At 69.8% G+C, this 17306-nt stretch carries 17 protein-coding genes; 3 read left to right on the top strand and 14 right to left on the bottom strand.

Features of this window, described 5'->3' with window-relative positions; all coding sequences use genetic code 11:
- Together ACKVMH_RS01250 and surE are read right to left on the bottom strand one after the other, a co-directional pair.
- Nucleotides 1–693 carry a protein-L-isoaspartate(D-aspartate) O-methyltransferase gene (locus ACKVMH_RS01250; RefSeq protein ID WP_412698945.1) on the bottom strand — a complete coding sequence of 231 codons (693 nt, stop codon included), beginning with the start codon at nt 691–693 and terminating at the stop codon, nt 1–3.
- Nucleotides 690–1499: a 5'/3'-nucleotidase SurE gene (gene surE / locus ACKVMH_RS01245; RefSeq protein WP_215218491.1), complete on the bottom strand. Its 810-nt coding sequence runs from the start codon at nt 1497–1499 to the stop codon at nt 690–692. The genes ACKVMH_RS01250 and surE overlap by 4 nt, the downstream gene beginning before the upstream one ends.
- Nucleotides 1500–1648: 149 nt before the next feature.
- Between surE and ACKVMH_RS01240 the strand changes: the two genes are divergently transcribed.
- The gene (locus tag ACKVMH_RS01240) at nt 1649–2209 is read left to right on the top strand and encodes a Smr/MutS family protein (protein ID WP_412698944.1); all 561 of its coding nucleotides are present in this window, start codon (nt 1649–1651) and stop codon (nt 2207–2209) included.
- Between the two features lie 6 nt (nt 2210–2215).
- Here the strand turns inward: ACKVMH_RS01240 and ACKVMH_RS01235 are convergent, their stop codons facing one another.
- The 9 genes from ACKVMH_RS01235 to ACKVMH_RS01195 form a co-directional block, all read right to left on the bottom strand.
- Entirely contained in the window at nt 2216–2443 is a 228-nt protein-coding gene (locus ACKVMH_RS01235; protein WP_215218493.1) for a hypothetical protein, read from the bottom strand.
- A 154-nt stretch (nt 2444–2597) separates the two neighbouring features.
- Nucleotides 2598–3683, bottom strand: a complete 1086-nt coding sequence (gene truD / locus ACKVMH_RS01230; protein WP_412698943.1) for a tRNA pseudouridine(13) synthase TruD — start codon at nt 3681–3683, stop codon at nt 2598–2600.
- A complete protein-coding gene (gene ispF, locus ACKVMH_RS01225) occupies nt 3676–4158 on the bottom strand; it encodes a 2-C-methyl-D-erythritol 2,4-cyclodiphosphate synthase (protein WP_215218495.1) in 483 nt (160 codons plus the stop codon). Before ispF ends, truD begins: the two co-directional genes overlap by 8 nt.
- Nucleotides 4155–4862, bottom strand: coding sequence for a 2-C-methyl-D-erythritol 4-phosphate cytidylyltransferase (gene ispD, locus ACKVMH_RS01220; protein WP_412698963.1), 708 nt, complete (start codon nt 4860–4862; stop codon nt 4155–4157). Before ispD ends, ispF begins: the two co-directional genes overlap by 4 nt.
- A 5-nt stretch (nt 4863–4867) precedes the next feature.
- Nucleotides 4868–5197, bottom strand: coding sequence for a cell division protein FtsB (gene ftsB / locus ACKVMH_RS01215; protein ID WP_412698942.1), 330 nt, complete (start codon nt 5195–5197; stop codon nt 4868–4870).
- A 7-nt stretch (nt 5198–5204) separates the two neighbouring features.
- On the bottom strand, nt 5205–6491 hold the full coding sequence (gene eno, locus ACKVMH_RS01210) for a phosphopyruvate hydratase (protein WP_412698941.1): 1287 nt from the start codon (nt 6489–6491) through the stop codon (nt 5205–5207).
- Nucleotides 6492–6510: 19 nt separating this feature from the next.
- Nucleotides 6511–7344 carry a 3-deoxy-8-phosphooctulonate synthase gene (kdsA, locus tag ACKVMH_RS01205; protein ID WP_215218497.1) on the bottom strand — a complete coding sequence of 278 codons (834 nt, stop codon included), beginning with the start codon at nt 7342–7344 and terminating at the stop codon, nt 6511–6513.
- Nucleotides 7341–9008: a CTP synthase gene (locus ACKVMH_RS01200; RefSeq protein ID WP_412698940.1), complete on the bottom strand. Its 1668-nt coding sequence runs from the start codon at nt 9006–9008 to the stop codon at nt 7341–7343. Before ACKVMH_RS01200 ends, kdsA begins: the two co-directional genes overlap by 4 nt.
- 172 nt (nt 9009–9180) lie before the next feature.
- A complete protein-coding gene (locus tag ACKVMH_RS01195) occupies nt 9181–9477 on the bottom strand; it encodes a hypothetical protein (RefSeq protein WP_215218499.1) in 297 nt (98 codons plus the stop codon).
- A gap of 305 nt (nt 9478–9782) precedes the next feature.
- On the opposite strand from ACKVMH_RS01195, the gene parE reads away from it, so the two are divergent.
- Complete coding sequence (gene parE, locus ACKVMH_RS01190; protein WP_412698939.1) at nt 9783–11705, top strand: DNA topoisomerase IV subunit B; 1923 nt, start codon at nt 9783–9785, stop codon at nt 11703–11705.
- A 56-nt stretch (nt 11706–11761) separates the two neighbouring features.
- Nucleotides 11762–13732, top strand: coding sequence for an alpha/beta hydrolase family protein (locus tag ACKVMH_RS01185; RefSeq protein ID WP_412698938.1), 1971 nt, complete (start codon nt 11762–11764; stop codon nt 13730–13732).
- A 55-nt stretch (nt 13733–13787) separates the two neighbouring features.
- Here ACKVMH_RS01185 and hutG read toward each other — a convergent pair whose 3' ends face one another.
- Genes hutG through ACKVMH_RS01170 form a run of 3 tightly spaced genes read right to left on the bottom strand, consistent with a single transcriptional unit; the run spans nt 13788 to nt 17295 of the window.
- The gene (gene hutG, locus ACKVMH_RS01180; RefSeq protein WP_412698937.1) at nt 13788–14582 is read right to left on the bottom strand and encodes an N-formylglutamate deformylase; all 795 of its coding nucleotides are present in this window, start codon (nt 14580–14582) and stop codon (nt 13788–13790) included.
- 44 nt (nt 14583–14626) lie between these two features.
- On the bottom strand, nt 14627–15970 hold the full coding sequence (gene gorA, locus ACKVMH_RS01175) for a glutathione-disulfide reductase (RefSeq protein ID WP_215218503.1): 1344 nt from the start codon (nt 15968–15970) through the stop codon (nt 14627–14629).
- Between the two features lie 53 nt (nt 15971–16023).
- Nucleotides 16024–17295 carry an NAD(P)/FAD-dependent oxidoreductase gene (locus ACKVMH_RS01170; RefSeq protein WP_412698936.1) on the bottom strand — a complete coding sequence of 424 codons (1272 nt, stop codon included), beginning with the start codon at nt 17293–17295 and terminating at the stop codon, nt 16024–16026.
- Nucleotides 17296–17306 lie beyond the last annotated feature (11 nt).

Raw genomic sequence — 17306 nt, 5'->3', positions numbered from 1 at the left:
TCAGTCGACCATGCCCGACAGCAGCGGCACGAACACCACCGGCCCGAGCATGCGCTGGGACAGCGTGCCGTCGGCCGCCTTGTGCAGCACCAGCAGCGACTGCGACGTGGCGCCGCCGACCGGCGCGACCAGCACGCCCTCGGGCGCGAGCTGCTCGCCCAGGGCGTCGACCAGTGCCGGCGCCGCAGCGGTCACGATGATCGCGTCGAACGGGCCGTTCTCGGGCCAGCCGATGCGGCCGTCGTCGTGCTTGCTGCGGATGTTCATGCCCAGCTGGCGGAACCGCTTGCGGGCCGTGCGCAGCAGTTCGCCGATGCGCTCGATGGTGTGCACCTCCAGCCCGAGCGCGGCCAGGATTGCAGCCTGGTAACCGGAGCCGGTGCCGATCTCCAGCACCTTCTGCGGGGAGGCCTGCATCAGCACCTCGGTCATGCGGGCCACCACCCACGGCTGCGAGATGGTCTGGCCGTGACCGATTGGCAGGGCCGTGTCCTCGTAGGCGCGCGTCGCCAGCGCCTCATCGACGAACAGGTGACGCGGCACGGTACGGATCGCGTTGAGCACGCGCTCGTCGCTGATCGCCTCGCCTCCGGCGGCGCCGCCACGCAGGCGGTCGACCAGGCGGTCGCGCACCCGCTGGGAAGTCATGCCCGAACCGATCGCCTCGGGCTGCAGGCGCATGCGCAGGCTCATCGCATATCCCCCGCGGCGGCCGACGCCGGTGCGGCGTGCTCGAGCGAGGCGATTAGCCCGTCGACCCAGCCGGCGACCTGCTCGAGCGCCTGGTAGCGGGTGAGGTCGACCTGGATCGGGGTGATCGAGATGTGGCGCGTGCGGACGGCGTGGAAGTCGGTGCCGGGGCCGGCGTCCTGCTCGGGACCGGCCGCACCGATCCACCACCACTGGCGGCCGCGCGGGTCCTCCTGCGGCACGCAGGGTTCGGCGCGGTGGCGGTTGCCCAGGCGCGTGACCTCGAACCCTGCGATCTCGTCCCACGGCAGGTCGGGCACGTTGACGTTGAGCATGGTGTCGGCTGGCAGCGGATCGACGCGCAAGCGGGCGATGATCTCGGCCGCGGCGCGCGCCGCGGTGTCGTAGTGCCGGCCGACATGGTTCGCCGTCGCCAGCGAGACCGCCACCGACGGCAGGCCGAGGAAACGGCCCTCCATCGCGGCGGCCACCGTGCCGGAATAGATCACGTCGTCACCCAGGTTGGCCGTGTTGTTGATGCCGGACACGACGATATCGGGCTCGTCTTCCAGCATCCCGGTGATGGCGACATGGACGCAGTCGGTGGGCGTGCCGAAGACGCGCCACGTGCACGCGTCCTGGCGCACCACCCGCACCGGCATGTCCAGGGTCAGGGAGTTGCTGGCGCCCGAGCGGTCACGGTCTGGTGCGACCGTCAGCACGTCGTGGCCTGCGGCTCGGAGGCCTTCGGCGAGGGCCCGGATGCCCGGCGCGTCGACGCCGTCATCGTTGCTGACCAGTACTTGCATGGACTCCCTTGGGGCGTTTCGTCGGACGTTCGCGGCGTGCCGCGAGGCCGGGCCATGATAGCCCAGCCCGGGCGCGGCCGGCCCCCGCGGATGCTTGCGCGCCCCACGCGCGCAGGCCACGCTTGGCCCATGATCGAGCGGATCCGGCCATGAGCGACCCACGCGACGAGGACGACGACGCAGCACTGTTCCGTGACGCGATCGGTCCCGTGCGCAAGTTGCCCGAGAGCCCCCCGCCGCCGATGCCCGCGCGACCGCGACCGCGCGCACGGATGGCCGAACGCGACGAGGCGGCGGCGCGCGACGAGTTCAGGCTCGCGCTCGACGAGCACCTGGCAGCGGCGGGCGACGTGCTGGCGTGGCGGCAGGACAGCCTGCCCGACTCGGTCTACCGTCGCCTGCGCCGCGGGGAGATTTCGGCGCAGGAGGAGCTGGACCTGCACGGGAGCGACGCGCGCACCGCTGAAGCGCTGCTGCGGGCCTTCCTGTCGGACGCACAGCGCCACGGTCTGGGATGCGTGCGCATCATCCACGGCAAGGGTGGCCGCAGGGATGCGGACGTCGGCAGCAGCGGCGCGCCGATTCTCAAGAACATGGTCGACCGGATGCTGCGCCAGCGCGCGAGCGTGCTGGCGTTCCACTCCGCGCCCCCGGCCCAGGGCGGGACGGGTGCGGTGGTGGTCCTGCTGGCGCCGCCGAAACGGCGCTGAGGTAGCTCAATCGCCGCTGGCGACCAGCGTTTCGTGCTTGACCGGCGGGTTGACCCACATGACCTCGATGCCCCGCCGCGACGCGATCTTCTCGACGCGCGACATGTAGGCCTTGTCGGGACCGATGGGTGAGGTTTCCGGCGACAGGGTGGCGCCCCTGTCATCCATGCTGGCGCAGGCCGCGAGGCCCGCCACCGCCACGGAGATCACCGCGATTCTGGATATCGCCTTCATGACCGTCTCCTGTGACTGCCCGGAACCGGGACCGGTTCCCGGGGCCCGGTGCGACCGGGCACGGCCAGATATACGCCGGCGCACGGAGCGCGCCAGTGTCGGTTGACCGTTTTCCGACGAACGGCAGTGGCCGTGCGCGACCAGCCAGTGCGGGTCAGGGCACGCGGATCTCGCCGAGTTCCGCCAGCACCACCGTGGCGTAGGTGCCGGCCGGCAGGGTGAACTCGAGCCGCAGAGCATCCGGCGACAGCCAGTCCCACGACAGGTCTGCTGGACGCAGGCGCAACGCGCGGCGCTCCTGTTTCAGGCCGGCCTTTTCGAGGCCTTCGCGCACGCGCATCGCCGTCCCGTCGGCCAGGGTTGCCTCTTCCAGCGCAGCCACCGGCCCGGTGCAGCGCAGGTCGCCGCGACCCCACAGCGGGCCGGTCGGATGGATGTCGAAAGCGGCAACGCGGGCCGCCAGAGCTTCGTCGAGCGGCTCGGGCCCGAACACGCTGCGGCTGCCGTCGAGCATCCAGACTTCGCCCTCGGCCATGCCGGTGTCCCAGTCGCCTGACTGCACGCGGGCGGCCAGCACGCGGTTGAACAGTTCCGAGCGGGCGGCCGACAGCAACATGCCGCGCTGCTCGCGACCGACACGGCGACCGGCGAACATCGCCAGTGCGTGGGTGAGGTTGTCGCCGCCGCGGCCGAAGCGCTGCTCGCCGAAGTAGTTGGGCACGCCACGCGTAGCGATCACTTCGAGCCGGCGGTCGATCGCCGCACGGTCGCCCTGCAGCTCGCGCAGCACCAGCACGAACCGGTTACCCGCGAGCGCGCCACGCGGCAGCTTGCGCGAATGCCAGGCATGGCCCAGCACGCGCAGGTGCTCGCCGGCTTCGTCGCGCTCGAGTGTGGCCAGCTCCGGCGCCGACCGTTTCGGCAGGTGCACGCTGAAACGCTGGCGGGTCACCGCGTGGCGGTCCTTCAACCCGGCGTACCCGATCGCACTTTCCGGAACGCCGGCCCATGCGGCGATATGCCTGGCCGCGAACGCGGTATTCATGCCGCGCTTCTCGACATCCAGCAGCAGGTGCTCGCCGCTGCCACTCGGTTCGAACCCCGGCACCTCCTCTACGCGGAAATCTTCCGGAGTGGCGCGGATGCGCGCCGCCAGCACCGCCGGACCCGACGCGCGCGGGAGCCGGCCGGCGCCGTCGTCGTCGTTGTTACCGCCCGACGGCGGCGGCAGGTCACTCATCGGTGACCAGGAGACACACCGCCATCGCCGCGATGCCCTCGCCCCGCCCGGTAAAACCGAGCTTCTCGCTGGTGGTGGCCTTGACGCTGATCGCGTCCACTGCGACGCCGGTGTCGGCGGCCAGCGCTTCGCGCATCGCGGCGGCATGCGGCCCGACCTTCGGCTGCTCGCAGATGACGGTGACGTCGGCGTTTCCAAGCCTCCAGCCGCGCTCGCGCGCCAGGGCCGTGCAGTGGCGGAGGAACGCGCGGCTGTCGGCGTCCTTCCACTGTGGATCGGACGGCGGGAAGTGCCGGCCGATGTCCCCCAGCGCCAGCGCACCCAGGATCGCGTCGCACAGCGCATGGATCACCACGTCGCCGTCGGAGTGCGCGAGCACGCCGCGCCCGTGCGGGATGCGCACGCCGCCGAGCACGACGTGGTCGCCATCGCCGAATGCATGGACGTCGTAGCCCTGGCCGATACGGATGTTCATGGATGCACTCGTCTTGCAAGCAGGAATTCGGCCAGCGCGAGATCCGCCGGCGTGGTGACCTTGAGGTTGTCCTCACGTCCTTCCACCAGCCGCGGGCGGGCGCCTGTGCGCTCCATCGCCATCGCCTCGTCGGTGACCGCGATGCCGTCGCGCGCGGCGTGTTCGAGGGCGTCGCGCAGCGCGCCGCGCCGGAAGGCCTGCGGCGTCAATGCGCGCCAGAGCCGCTCGCGGGACTCGGTGCACTCGATTAGGCCGCCGTCGCCGGCGCGCTTGAGGGTGTCGCGGACCGGCGCGGCGAGGATCGCGCCGTCGTTGTCCCCGGCGGAATCCAGCAGACGGGTTATGTCCTGGTGCCAGAGGTTGGGACGGGCCGCGTCGTGCACCAGTACCAGCGTGTCGTCGTGGGCATCGTCGGGTAGCGCGTGCAGCGCGGCGAGGACGGAATCGGCGCGCTCCGTGCCCCCGACGCAGCGGATCACCGGCTTGCCTTCCACCTCGGTCCAGCCCGGCCAGTGCGTGTCATCCGGCGCGAGCGCGACCACTGCGCCCGCCACGCCCGGATGCGACAGCAGGGCGCGCAGGGCATGTTCGATGAGCGGTTTGCCATTGATCGTGAGGTATTGCTTGGGCAGCTCGCCGCCGAACCGGGTGCCACGTCCGGCCGCCGGGACCACCGCCCATGCGCCCGCCGGCGACGTGCGCACGGCGGTCACGGGGCGGCGTCGCCGTCGGGACCGGCCGGTGTCGCGTCCTCGGGTTCGACCACGCGGTAGAACGTCTCGCCCGGCTTGATCATCCCCAGTTCGCTGCGGGCACGCTCCTCGACGGCCGCCTCGCCCGACTTGAGGTCCTCGACTTCGGCAGCCAGCGCGTCGTTGCGCTGCTTGAGCCCGTCGTTCTCATGCGCCTGCTCGGCAACGCGCTGCTCGAGTGCGGCCACCGACCGGCGGCCGCCCTCGCCCAGCCACAGCCGGTACTGCAGCAGCACCAGCATGGCGGCCAGCAGTACCAGCAACACGCCGAGCCAGCGACGCGGCATGGCCGTGTCAGCGCTTCAGCGAGACGAACGCGTCGCGGCCGGCGTAGCGGGCGGCCTTGCCCAGCTGCTCCTCGATGCGCAGCAGCTGGTTGTACTTGGCCACGCGGTCGCTGCGGCACAGGGAGCCGGTCTTGATCTGGGTCGCGGTGGTGGCCACGGCGATGTCTGCGATGGTGGTGTCCTCGGTTTCGCCGGAGCGGTGCGAGACCACCGCCGCGTAGCCGGCGCGGTCGGCCATCGCGATGGCCTCCAGCGTTTCGGTCAGGGTGCCGATCTGGTTGACCTTGATCAGGATGGCGTTGGCGACCTGCTGGTCGATGCCCTGCTGGAAGATGCGCGGGTTGGTCACGAACAGGTCGTCGCCGACCAGTTGCACCTTGTTGCCGAGCTTGGCGGTCAACAGCTTCCAGCCGTCCCAGTCGCCCTCGTCCATGCCGTCCTCGATGGTGACGATCGGGTACTGCGCGCACCAGTTGCCGAGGAAGTCGGCGAACTGCTCGCTGGTCAGGCGCTTGCCCTCGCCGGTGAGGTTGTACTTGCCGTTCTCGTAGAACTCGCTGCTGGCCACGTCCAGCCCAAGGAGGATGTCCTCGCCGGCGTGGTAACCGGCCTTGCCGATCGCCTCGAGGATGGTTTCCAGCGCTTCCTCGTTGCTGCGCAGGTCGGGGGCGAAGCCGCCCTCGTCGCCGACCGCGGTCGACAGGCCACGGCCCTTGAGCACCGACTTGAGCGCGTGGAACACCTCGGTGCCGGCGCGCAGGCTTTCGGAGAAGGTCTCGAACCCGGTCGGCAGGATCATGAACTCCTGCAGGTCGACGTTGTTGTCGGCGTGCGCACCGCCATTGATGATGTTCATCATCGGCACCGGCAACACCGGGGTACGGTCACCGGCGAGGTGCTTCCACAGTGGCAGCTTCAACGACGCGGCGACCGCGTGGGCGTTGGCCATCGACACGCCGAGCAGCGCATTGGCGCCGAGCCGCCCCTTGTTCTCGGTCCCGTCCAGGTCGATCAGGCGCTTGTCGATGCCGGCCTGGTCGGCCGCGTCCATTCCGCCGATCGCCTGGGCGATGGTGGTGTTGACGTTGTCGACCGCCGTCCGCACGCCCTTGCCGAGGTAGCGGGTCTTGTCGCCATCGCGCAGTTCGACCGCCTCCTTGGAGCCGGTGGACGCGCCCGACGGCACCATCGCGCGGCCGAAGCTGCCGTCGGCGAGGGTGACCTCGGCCTCCAGGGTCGGGTTGCCGCGGCTGTCGAGGATTTCGCGGGCGTGGACTTTGGCGATGGTCGTCATGTCGGGTTCTTTGCAGGTCTCAGGATTGGGATTCGAGGAAGCCGTTGCGCTTGGTCACTTCGTCGATGGCCATCAACGTCTCCAGCAGCGCGCGCATCTTCGGCAGCGGCCAGGCGTTGGGTCCGTCTGACAGCGCTTCTTCCGGCTTGGGGTGGGTTTCCATGAAGATGCCGGAAATGCCGACCGCCATCGCCGCGCGCGACAGCACCGGCACGAACTCGCGCTGGCCGCCGCTCTTGCCGCCGGCGCCGCCGGGCAGCTGCACCGAATGGGTCGCGTCGAACACCACCGGGCAGCCGGTGTCGCGCATCACCGCCAGCGAGCGCATGTCGCTGACCAGGTTGTTGTAGCCGAAGCTGGCGCCGCGCTCGCAGACCATGATGTCGCGGTTGCCGGTGGCCAGCGCCTTGTCGGCGACGTGCTTCATCTCCCACGGCGACAGGAACTGGCCCTTCTTGATGTTGACCGGCTTGCCGGCGCCGGCGACCTTCTGGATGAAGTCGGTCTGGCGGCACAGGAATGCGGGGGTCTGCAGGACATCGACCACCGAGGCGACCTCGTCCATCGGGGTGTACTCGTGGACGTCGGTCAGCACCGGTACGCCGAGCTGCTTCTTCACCTCCGACAGCACCTTCAGCCCTTCCTCCAGGCCGGGGCCACGGAAGCCCGACACCGAGGTGCGGTTGGCCTTGTCGAAACTGGACTTGAAGATGAAGGGAATCCCGAGCTCGCCGGTGATTTCCTTGAGCGTGCCGGCGGTGTCGAGCTGCAACTGCATCGACTCGATCACGCACGGGCCGGCGATCAGGAAGAAGGGCCGGTCGAGGCCGATCTCGAATCCGCAGAGTTTCATGCGTGTGCCTCCTTGAGCAGCCGTCCGCCGGCCTGCGCCTTGTGCTCGCGGGCGGCGCGGATGAAACCGACGAACAGCGGGTGGCCGTCGCGCGGGGTCGACAGGAACTCCGGGTGGGCCTGGCAGGCCAGGAACCACGGGTGGCGGTCGCGCGGCAGTTCGATCATCTCGACCAGCAGGTCGTCCATCGACTTGGCGCTGATCACCAGCCCCGCGTCCTCGAGCTGGGTGCGGTAGCGGTTGTTGAACTCGTAGCGGTGGCGATGGCGCTCGCCGACGACGTCCTTGCCGTACATCGCGTGCGCCAGCGTGCCGGGCTTGATGCGCTGGTCCTGCAGGCCGAGCCGCATCGTCCCGCCCAGGTCGCTCTCCTCGTTGCGGCGCTCGACGTCACCGGCGGCGGTGCGCCACTCGGTGATCAGGCCGATCACCGGGTGAGGGCTGGCCTTGTCGTTCTCGGTGCTGTTTGCGCCTTCCAGGCCAGCGACGTTGCGGGCGTAGTCCACCACCGCCGCCTGCATGCCGTAGCAGATGCCGAAGTACGGGATGCCGTGCTCGCGCGCGTGGCGGGCGCTGTCGACCTTGCCTTCGAAGCCGCGGTCGCCGAAACCGCCCGGCACCAGGATGCCGTCGACGCCGGCCAGTGCCTCCTCGGCGCCAACCTTCTCGATGTCGCTCGACTCCAGCCACTTCAGGTTGACCCGGGTGCGCTGGCGCAGGCCGCCGTGCTTGAGGGCCTCGGCCACCGACTTGTAGGCGTCCTGGTGGTCGACGTACTTGCCGACCACGCCGATGGTGACCTCGTCGACCGGGTGCTCGCTGGCGTCCAGCACCGCGTCCCACTCGGCCAGGTCGGCCGGGCCGGCCGGCAGGCGCAGGCGGTCGATGATCAGGTCGTCCAGCCCCTGCTCGTGGAAGCGCTGCGGCATCCGGTAGATGTTGTCCAGGTCGACGGCGGAGATGACCGCGCGCTCGGAGACGTTGGTGAACAACGCGATCTTGCGGCGCTCGCTGTCGGGCAGCGGCTGCTCGGAGCGGCACAGCAGGATGTCGGGCTGGATGCCGATCGAGCGCAGCTCCTTGACCGAATGCTGGGTCGGCTTGGTCTTGAGCTCGCCGGCGGCGGCGATCCACGGCACCAGGGTGAGGTGCATGAACAGGGCCTTGTCCGACCCGCGCTCGGTGCGCAGCTGGCGGATGGCCTCCAGAAACGGCAGCGACTCGATGTCGCCCACCGTGCCGCCGATCTCGACCAGGCCGACGTCGAAGCCCTGGGTGGCCTCGACGATGCAGCGCTTGATCTCGTCGGTGATGTGCGGGATCACCTGCACGGTGCCGCCAAGGTAGTCGCCGCGGCGCTCCTTGCGGATCACGTTCTCGTAGATGCGGCCGGTGGTGACCGAGTTCTTGCGGCTCAGGCGGGTCCGGACGTAGCGCTCGTAGTGCCCAAGGTCGAGGTCGGTCTCGGCGCCGTCGTCGGTGACGTACACCTCGCCGTGCTGGAACGGGCTCATGGTGCCCGGGTCGACGTTGATGTACGGATCGAGCTTCATCATCGTCACGCGCAGGCCGCGCGCTTCGAGGATGGCCGCCAGCGAGGCTGCCGCGATGCCCTTGCCGAGCGAGGACACCACGCCGCCAGTGACGAAGATCAGGGGAGTCATGGATTTTTGTGCCGCTGGAAAGCCGCAGTTTACCGGCTGGGGCGCCGGGCCGCGACCGCTTGACTATTCCGGGCCGCACTGTCCCGCATCGGCGACCGCCGCCGCGCGCCCATGAAAAAAGACGCCCCGGCGGACCGGGGCGTCTTTCTGGAACGTGGATCGGTCCGATGGCTCAGTAGCCGTCGTCCTCTTCGGGCTCCACTTCGCCTTCGGCCTCGACCGCGGCATCGGCCTCGACGTCGGTCGCGGCAGCGGCCTCGGTGGCCTCGGCCGCTTCGTCGACCAGCGCCGAAGCGTCGCCGACAACGTCGCCGGCGGTGGTGGCGGCCTGCTCGACCTCGGCCTGCTCGACCTGGGCCTGTGCATCCACCTCGGCCTGGGCATTGACGTCGGCCGACTGGGCGAACGCGGCCGGAGCGGCGATCAGACCGGCAATCACGGCCGGCAGCATCAGCTTGCGAATATTCATGCGATGTCTCTCCTGAGATCTTTGGAAAATGGGTGAAGCGCCCGGGCGGGGGCCCGGGAACGCGGCGGCGGGATCCGGGGGAGAATCCGCGCAGTCGCATGCCGCCGGGGAACAGGGGGTACCTCGACGACGGCCCGACCCTAGCCGCCGGTTCCTCGCTCCAGCCTGAACGAACGGGAAATTAACGCTGGCCGCCCGCGTGACGCGGATACGTGCCGGTCGCGCGAACCGCGCGCGACTTCGCTTGACCGTCCCCCGCCCCGTCTTCATCCTCGCCGCTCCGCCGCGCCGTGCCGTACGCCCAGATGAATACCCGCTACAACGCCGCCGATATCGAAGTCCTGTCCGGGTTGGACCCGGTCAAGCGTCGGCCCGGCATGTACACCGACACCACCCGCCCCAACCACCTGGCGCAGGAGGTCATCGACAACTCGGTGGACGAGGCGCTGGGCGGCCACGCGAAGGTGATCGAGGTGACCCTGCATGCCGACGGCAGCTGCGAGGTGTCCGATGACGGCCGCGGCATGCCGGTCGACATCCACCCCGAGGAGGGCATCCCCGGTGTCGAGCTGATCCTGACCCGGCTGCACGCGGGCGGTAAGTTCAGCGGCAAGAACTACACCTTCTCCGGCGGCCTGCACGGCGTCGGCGTCAGCGTGGTCAACGCGCTGTCTACCCGGGTCGAGCTTTTCATCAAGCGGGACGGCAACGAGTACCGGATGGAGTTCCGGGACGGGGACCGCAGCTCCGAGCTGGAGGTGGTGGGGAGCGTCGGCAGGAAGAACACCGGCACCCGCCTGCGCTTCTGGCCCGACCCGAAGTACTTCGACACCCCCAAGTTCAACCTGCGCTCGCTCAAGCACCTGCTGCGCGCCAAGGCCGTGCTCTGCCCCGGCCTGACCGTCCGGCTGCACGACGTCGCCGGCGACGAGAAGCTGGAGTGGCATTACGAGGACGGCCTGCGCGACTACCTGCGCGGCGAGCTGGCGGAGGCCGAACTGCTGCCGCCGGAGTTGTTCGTCGGCCACCTGCAGAAGGACACCGAGGTGGTCGACTGGGCCGTGGCCTGGGTGCCTGGTGTTGATGGGCGTGCGGGCGAACTGGTGCAGGAGAGCTACGTCAACCTGATCCCGACCGCCCAGCACGGCACCCACGTCAATGGCCTGCGCACCGGCTTCACCGATGCGCTGCGCGAGTTCTGCGACTTCCGCAACCTGCTGCCGCGTGGCGTCAAACTGGCGCCCGAGGATGTGTGGGACCGGGTCGCGTTCGTGCTGTCGCTGAAGATGACCGACCCGCAGTTCTCCGGCCAGACCAAGGAGCGGCTCAGTTCGCGACAGGCCGCGGGCATGGTCGAGGGCGCCGCGCACGACGCTTTCAGCCTGTGGCTCAACCAGCACGTCGAGCTCGGCGAGCGGATCGCCCAGCTGGCGATCGAGCGCGCCAGCGCCCGGCTGAAGACCGAAAAACAGATCACCCGCAAGAAGGTCACCCAGGGTCCCGCCCTACCCGGCAAGCTGGCCGACTGCACCAGCCAGGACCTGTCGCGCACCGAGCTGTTCCTGGTGGAGGGCGACTCCGCCGGCGGCAGCGCGCGCCAGGCGCGCGACAAGGATTTCCAGGCGATCCTCCCGCTGCGCGGGAAGATCCTCAACACCTGGGAGGTGGCCTCCGGCAGCGTGCTGGGCTCGCAGGAAGTGCACGACCTGGCCGTCGCCATCGGCTGCGACCCTGGCAAGGACGACATCACGGGCTTGCGCTACGGCAAGGTGATCATCCTGGCCGACGCCGACTCCGACGGCCTGCACATCGCCACCCTGCTGACCGCGCTGTTCCTGCAGCACTTCCCGGCGCTGGTCGCGGCCGGCCACGTGTTCGTGGCAATGCCGCCGCTGTTCCGCGTCGACCTGGGCAAGCAGGTGTTCTACGCCCTGGACGAGGAGGAGAAGCGGATCCTGCTCGAGAAGATCGAACGCGAAAAGGCCGAGAAAAAGAAGGGCGCGGCCGGCGCGGTCAATGTCACCCGCTTCAAGGGCCTGGGCGAGATGAACCCCTCGCAGCTGCGCGAGTCGACCATCCACCCCGACACCCGCCGGCTGGTCCAGCTGACCGTCGACGACGCCGATGCCACGCATTCGCTGATGGACATGCTGCTGGCCAAGAAGCGCGCCGGTGACCGCAAGGCGTGGCTGGAGAACAAGGGCGACCTGGCGACGCTGGAAGTCTGACCCCCTGCTGCGGCGTGGCAGACTCCCGGGACACATCCGTGTTCCGGGGAGGGAACATGCCACATATCCGCTGTTTCGGCGTTGCGCTGTCCTTGCTGTTGTCTGCCCCCGTGGCAGCCGCCAGCCCACCCGCCGCGGAACTGTTCGCCAAGCATTCCGAGATTTCCGACATCGCACTGTCGCCCGACGGCACCCGGGTCGCGATGGCGGTGCCGGTGGCCGAGGGAACGGAGACGCAGCTGCAGATCATCCCGCTCGACGAGGGCGGAGGCGCGCTGGCATTGCGCTTCGGCAAGCAGCAGCACGTCACCGACGTGTACTGGACCACCAACGAGCGCCTGGTGGTGTCACGCGCCGAGATGGAGCCATTGCACGCGGAACCCTACAGCCGCGGCGAGCTGATCGCGACCAATGCCGATGGCAGCGACCAGGAGCTGCTGTTCGGCTACATCGGCGACTTCTTCATGAAGTCCGGTCGCCGCAAGGACAACGGCTTCTCGGCGCTCACCGGCCTCATCCTCGACGACCCGGGCATGGCGCTGGTGACCTTCCGCTGCTGGAACTGCGGAGAGGAGCCCGACACCGTACTTTTCCGCGTCGACACCCGCACCGGCGTGCGCAAGGAGGTCGAGCGGTTCCGCGGCGACACCATTTTTGGCGCCGACCGAAGCGGCACTGCCCGGATCGCGGTCAGCCGCGATGCCAACGACAACCCGTTGATGCGCTATCGCCCCACCGCCGACGCGGCCTGGCAACCACTGCCGCGGACGATGGCGGGCTATTCGCTGTCGCCGTTGCGGTTCTCGGACCAGCCGGACGTCATGTTCGCACTGGTGTCCGACAAGGGTGAGCCCGAACGCCTGTACCGGCTCGACCTGGCCGCGGGCACCCGCACCCTGCTGGCGGGGCGGGCGGACATGGAGATCGCCCGCGTGCTGTACGAAGGCAGCCGCGGCGCGCCGTTCGGTGTGTTCTTCGATGCCGGCAAGCCCTCGATCGAGTACATCGACAAGGCATCGCCGTGGGCCGCGCTACACGCCGGCTTGATGCAAAGCTTCCCGGGCGAACTGGTCATGCCCTTCGACTTCAGCGACGACGACAGCAAGCTGATCTTCTTCACCTACTCCGGCAGCCACCCCGGCGCGTACTACCTGCTGGATCGGACGGCGGGGAAGATCCGCCTCATCGCCGAGCTGAAGCCCTGGATCGAGCCGGCGAAGATGGCGCCGGTGCGGCCGATCGAATTCAACAGCCGCGACGGCCGGACGCTGTACGGGTTCCTGACCGCTGCCGGTGACGGCCCCCGGCCGATGGTGGTGATGCCCCATGGCGGCCCACACGGGCCGTATGACCGGTGGCGGTTCAATCCGGAGGCGCAGTTCCTGGCCAGCCGCGGCTACGCCGTCCTGCAGGTCAACTACCGCGGATCCGGCGGGCGTGGACAGCAGTTCATCGAGGCGGGCTACCGCGAATGGGGCGGGCGCATCCAGGACGACATCGCCGACGGCGTCCGCTGGGCGGTCGACCAGCAGCTGGCCGACCCGTCGCGCGTGTGCATCTACGGTGCAAGCTTCGGTGGCTACGCCGCACTGATGAACTCGATCCGGTATCCCGACGCCTACCAGTGTGCCATCGGCCACGTCGGCGTCTACGACCTGCAGATGATGTTCAAGGAAGGCGACATCGCCGCCCGCCGCGCCGGACGTTCTTACCTGGAGCGCGTGCTCGGTACCGACGAGGCCGCGCTGGTCGAGAACTCGCCCGCTCGGCAGGTGGACCGCATCAAGGTCCCGGTGTTGCTGGCGCAGGGCCGGATCGACCGGCGCGTTCCGATGGAACAGTTCGACGCGCTCGCCACCGCGTTCCGCAAGAGCGGGCGTCCGGCGGAAACCCTGGTGGTGCCCGGCGAGGGACACGGCTTCTACAAGCCCGAGAACCAGGCGAAGCTGCTGGAAACGATGGCGGATTTCCTCGACCGCCACATCGGCGGCCGCTCCGCGGGCCCGACCGCCGCCACTGCGCCCTGAGAAGTGTGGCGCCGGCCGACGATGCGGTCGGCGCCTCCGCTTTCCCCCCCCGCTTTCAACCGGCTCCAGGCCCGGCCAGCGCGGCCAGCAGCAGGCGCCGAAGCACCGGCTGCAAGCGCGCCGCCCGTTCCGGCAGGTACTCGAACGTCGCCTCGTCCATGTAGCAGCGCTGGCTGGTCTCCAGCTGCACCGCCTCGACCGCACGATCGGGATCGCCGTAATGGCGCGTGATGTGGCCGCCCTTGAACCGTCCATTGGCGACCCAGTCGAAGTCGTGTTGTGCGGCGAGGACCGCCTCCAGTCGCTGCTGCAGTGCCGGCAAGCAGCTCGTCCCGCCGCCGGTGCCGAGGTTGAGGTCGGGCAGGCGGCCGTCGAACAGGAACGGGAGGTCGTCACCACGGATCGAGTGCCCTTCCCACAGCACCGCCCGCCCGTGTTCCAGCCGCAGCCGGGCGAGCTCGCCCGCCAAGGCGTCGTGGTACGGGCGCCAGTAGCGTTCGACGCGATCGCGCACTTCGGCCTCGTCGGGTTCCGCGCCGGGGAGGTAGACCGGCTCGCCGGTGAACCGCACGGTCGGGCACAGGCCGGTCGTGTTCTGCCCGGGGTACAGCGAGGTGTCGTCAGGCGGACGGTTGAGGTCGACGACGTAGCGCGAGTACCGCGGGACCAGCACGGAAGCGCCCAGTTCGCGGGCGAAGTCGTACAGGCGCGAGACGTGCCAGTCGGTGTCGGGCGCGGCACGCGCGACCTCGGTCATGCGCGCGGCGAGTGCCTCGGGGATCACGCTGCCGTCGTGGGGCAGGCTGACCAGCAGCGGCGCAGTGCCGCGGTGGAGCGCGTAGGTATCCATCCGGCCATTGTAGGAGCGGCTCCTACAGGACGCTCGCGCCCGGCCTAGCGCATGAGCACCACTTCTTCGGCGCTGGTGGGGTGGATCGCGACGGTGTCGTGCAGGTCGTCGAGGGTGATGCCCCGCTTCAGCGCGACCGCAAAGCCCTGCAGGATCTCGTCGGCGGCCTCGCCCAGCAGGTGTATGCCGACCACCCGGCGGTCGGGGCCGGCGCAGACCAGCTTGAACACGCTGCGCTGCGGCGAGTCGACCAGCGCATGCAGCATCGGCCGGAACGACGCGGTGGCGACATGCACGTCGTCGCCGTGCTGCTCGCGCGCCTGGTCTTCGGTCAGGCCGACCTTGCCCATGGGCGGATGGCTGAAGACGACCGTTGGGATGTCGTGCGGATCGAGCGGCCGGTCGCGGTTGCCGTAGAGGCGGTCCATCAACCGGCGGGCGGCGGCGATGGCGACCGGCGTCAGCGGCAGGTCGGTGCTGACGTCGCCCACCGCGAAGATGCCGTCCACGTTGGTGGCGTGCCGCTCGTCCACCACGATGTGGCCGCGGCGGTCGGTCTCGACTCCGGCCGTGTCAAGGCCGATTGCGTCGGTGTTGGGGCGCCGGCCGGTGGCGAGCAGCACTTGGTCGAACACCAATTCAGATGCACCGGGGGCGATGACCTGGAATCCGTCGCCGGTCTTTTCCACGCCTTCGACGCTGCAGCTGAAATGGATGTGGATGCCGGCCTGGCGGTAGTCCTCGGCCAGCTGTGCGGTGAGTTGCGCATCGAAACTGTCGACCAGCCGCTGCCCGCGCACGAAGACACTGACCGCGCTGCCCAGCGCCTGCAGCACGCCAGCCAGTTCGACCGCGATGTAGCCGCCACCGACCAGCGCGACCCGGGCCGGCGCTGCGGTCCAGCCGAAGAAATCGTCCGACGTACCGGCCAGCTCCGCGCCCGGCATGTCCGGCCGCACAGGGTGGCCGCCGGTGGCAATCAGTATCCGTGGCGCGCGCAGGCGGACGCCGTTGCTGCATTCGACCGTGCCTGCACCCGCGAGCCGGCCGCGCACCGGCAGCAGGGCCACGCCGGCCTTGTCGAGCCGCTGCTGGTAGCTGGCGTGGATGTTGGTGATGTAGCGCTGGCGGTGGGCGATGAAGGTCGGCCAGTCCAGCGCGCAGTCCTGGGCGGGAAACCCGAGCCGCCCGGCGAACCCCAGCTTGCCGGCCACCTCGGCCGCCAGCCACATCGCCTTCTTGGGCACGCAGCCGGCGTTGACGCAGGTACCGCCCAGCGCTTCGGGTTCCAGCAGTGCCACCCGGGCACCGTGCTCGGCCGCGCGGAAGGCGCCGGCCAGCCCGCCGGATCCGCCACCCACCACGATCAGGTCGAAGTCGTTGTGCATCGCTCGCTCCGCTGGTGATGGCCCATCGTGCCCGAAGCGGCGTGTAGGCGGCCTCAGGCGAAGCGGTCGGGACGGTACGGCGCGGGGTCGACGGCCGGCGCATGCCCGGTCATCAGGTCCGCGACGAGCTGGCCGGTGCCGGTGCTCATGCCCACGCCCATCATCCCGTGGCCGGTCGCCAGCCAAAGGCGCTCGTGGCCGGGGGCACGCCCGATGATCGGGATGTCGTCGCAACTCATCGGCCGCCAGCCGTACCAGCGCTCCCGGACCTCGGGGCCGACCGGTTGGTGCAGGTACTCGGCCGCGCCGCGCTCGAGCGCACCGAGCCGGCGCTCGTTGAGGCTGACGTCGAAGCCGGAGAACTCCATCGTGCTGCCGAGCCGGAACCCGCCGTAACCCCGGCTGTCGTCCCAGGTGGTGACGCAGACCGAGCGCTCGCGCAGGATCAGCGGGCGACGCGGTACCAGCGACGGCAGTGAATAGGTGACCGAATAGCCCTTGCCCGGCTGCATCACCGAACGCAGCCATGGCAGCCCGACCGCGCCCGCCAGCCGGGGCGACCACGCGCCCAGCGCCAGCACCACCTGGTCGGCCTGCACCACCTCGCCGGCCACCCGCAGTGTCACCCCGTCGCGGTCGCTCGCCAGCGAGTCCAAGGCGGCATGCTCGACCACCACCCCGCCGCGCTCGCGCACGGTCCGGGCCAGCTCGATGACGTAGCGGTCGGGACGCAACACGGCATCCCCGGAGAACCGGATCGCGCCGGCGACACCGGGCTTGACCGCCGGTTCCATCGCCTCGAAACGGGCACCGTCGATCACCTCGACCGCGATGCCCAGTTCGCGCAGCAGCGGGATCTCGCGCTGGTCTTCCTCGAACTTGCGGTCACTGCGGAACACGTAGTCCTCGCCCGACTCGCTGAAGCCGCAGTCCAGCCCGTAGCGCGCGATCCAGTCCTGCAGCCGCAGCCGCGAATCGTTGAGCAGTTGTGACTTGGCACGCGCGCTGCTTTCCCAGTCGCGCAGGTTGCAACGACCGGCAAAACGCCACATCCAGCGCCACAGCACCGGGTCGAGCCGCGGCCGGACGTACAGCGGAGCGTCGGGCGTCAGCATCATCCGCAGCGCGGTGGCGACCATGCCCGGCGCTGCCAGCGGCGGTGCGTGGCTGGGCGTGATGGTGCCGCAGTTGCCATGTGAACTGCCGCCGCCGACCCGGCCTGCGTCGATCACCGTGACCCGCCGGCCGGCCTCGATCAGGGCCAGCGCCGAGGCGAGCCCGACCACACCGGCCCCCACCACCACCACGTCTTCGCGTCGATCCATGGCGGCGAGTT

It is taken from the genome of Lysobacter zhanggongensis (assembly GCF_046638635.1).
Taxonomy (GTDB): domain Bacteria; phylum Pseudomonadota; class Gammaproteobacteria; order Xanthomonadales; family Xanthomonadaceae; genus Novilysobacter; species Novilysobacter luteus.
Note: the sequence above shows the minus strand (reverse complement) of the source record. Positions and strands in the feature narration are given on the sequence as shown.